The following is a 2,234-nucleotide window of genomic DNA, read 5'->3' as shown; positions in this document are numbered from 1 at the left end:
TGGAAATACAGGCACCATAAAAAATGTGACAGGTTATTACCTTTCAGCTAACATGATGTATGCTGTAGATGAAGAATGGAATACTGTTTATTTATTCAAAATATCCGATGAATCAATGGATGTAAGGCAAAAAGGCTTTGGATGCATGGGAGGTAATGTAACATCAAACGGAACCTATGTGACCGGCAAGCCCGAATACATAAACGAATATGATATCGAATTCGCCTTTACAGAAGATGAACTTACTGCAATCAAGGAGCTACTGGATCAAAACGACCTCGATTACGAAGAATACTTCGAAACTGCTATTCTTTACGGAATCTTTGAGACATCTCAGGGTAATGCAGCTTTTGATGATGGCTCTTTGGTATCCGGAAGATGGTTCACCTCCTATGCTCCACATGGTTTTACCAGAAACTTAAACCTCTTCATATCAGATGATGGAGCTATCTATTTTGAATCCGGCTATAATGCTGATCAGGATACTGCTTTTATTACAACAGATTCAAACGTCTCATCTATGCCATCAAAAGAAAGCGATGACAATTAAAAGGAAAATAATATGAAAATGATGAAAAAGAAGGTAGTCGTTGCCACAGCTTTAGGACTTACAAGTATGGTTCTTGGTGCTGCATGTGGCTATGGTCCTCCTACATATGAATATGATGCTGAAAGTACTATGCAAAGCTCTGCAGATGCAGATAACGCAGATACTACAGAAAATAGTACTGATGATGTAGAAGATAATAATACTAATAATACAGAAAACAATACAGATGATATAGAAGATGATTTTTATGATGTCGAACCAGCTTGCGTTTACGGCCCGCCTTCAGCATTCTGATCACAATATTTACCATCTTTAAGCGGTACATATATCTGATCGCGTATTTAACTCCTTGCGAATTTGATAACATTGGCAGATTATCAAATCTCAAGGAAAGTCACTAATTTATATTATGTGAAGTTTGAGTATAAAAAACAGACTATGAATAATAATAAAATGAAATTATCGCACCTTGATAAGCAATATAAGCTTAGAAAAAAACTGTTTGAACAGCCGGTTCTCAAGCAGCTTTTTTTCGAACTGACTCTTAACTGCAATGAACACTGCTTTCATTGCGGCTCAAGATGCGGCGAAGTAAAGTCAGATGAAATGAATCCCGGCGAATGGAAGGACATTCTGGATCAGATAAAAGAAGATTTCGATGGCTCTCTTCCGCAGATCAATGTAACAGGAGGCGAGCCCCTTTTATATCCCGGCTTTGAAGAAGTAATGAGCTATGCTCATAAGCTCGGTTTTAAATGGGGTATGACTTCCAATGCTATATTAATAACACCTGAAGTAGCCAAAATGCTCAAAAAATGCGGCATGAACACCATCTCAGTAAGTATAGACGGTCTTCCGGATACCCATGATAGTATACGAGGTCTTAAAGGCGCCTATGACAGAGCCATGGAAGGAATTCAAAATCTTATCGATCTTAACTTTCTGGACAGCATCATGGTAACAACTGTTGTAAATCATAAGACTATAAAAGAGCTTGAACCCCTTTTTGAAATTATGAAAGACGTAGATATCGACAGCTGGCGTGTCATGGGAATAGAACCTATAGGAAGAGCTCTTGATCATCCAGAGCTCCTTCTTACTAATGAAGATCATAAAAATATAATGGAATTTATTCGAAGCAAAAGAGCTGATAACTATCCTGTCACCTACGGATGCTGTCACTACCTTGGTCTTGATCTTGAACGTGAAGTCAGAGACTGGTACTTCTTCTGTATGGCAGGAATTACTGTTGCAAGTATCACTGTCACAGGAGACGTGTATTCATGTCTTGATATAGACAGAACTCAGGAAGGAATCATCCAGGGCAATATACACCAAAGACGATTCTCTGATATCTGGTATAACGAGTTTAAAGGCTTTCGCTACGACAGAGGCGCAGATGACGAAAAGTGCATAGACTGCAAAAGTCGTAAATACTGCATGGGAGGCTCATTTCATACCTGGGACTATAATAATAAAACCCAGCGACTGTGCCTTAAAAATGCACTATTTAAAGATGCTCTGTGAGTACTTAAAAAGACATGTGAAGCCTCACACGACTGTTATGAAGTGACCTTTGTCAAGACGTAAATTTTGTGCTCAACAAACTTTTTTCAAGACCGTCACATTTATTTGTTCTGTCAGCATTTGAAAGGTGCTCTGATTTAACAGTTCCCGGCATGTG

The 2,234-nt window shown here is 38.6% G+C and carries 3 protein-coding genes; all 3 read left to right on the top strand.

What is annotated here, in order from left to right; translation table 11 throughout:
* Positions 1–550: hypothetical protein (locus K6G87_RS03835; RefSeq protein WP_296834135.1), on the top strand; the 550-nt coding region annotated here is incomplete at its 5' end.
* A 12-nt stretch (positions 551–562) separates the two neighbouring features.
* The gene (locus K6G87_RS03830) at positions 563–844 is read left to right on the top strand and encodes a hypothetical protein (protein ID WP_296834134.1); all 282 of its coding nucleotides are present in this window, start codon (positions 563–565) and stop codon (positions 842–844) included.
* A 144-nt stretch (positions 845–988) separates the two neighbouring features.
* Positions 989–2,077: a radical SAM/SPASM domain-containing protein gene (locus K6G87_RS03825; RefSeq protein WP_296834132.1), complete on the top strand. Its 1,089-nt coding sequence runs from the start codon at positions 989–991 to the stop codon at positions 2,075–2,077.
* The last annotated feature ends 157 nt before the right edge of the window (positions 2,078–2,234 follow it).

Source organism: Butyrivibrio sp., from assembly GCF_024699075.1.
This window is presented reverse-complemented; position numbering and strand designations above follow the sequence as displayed.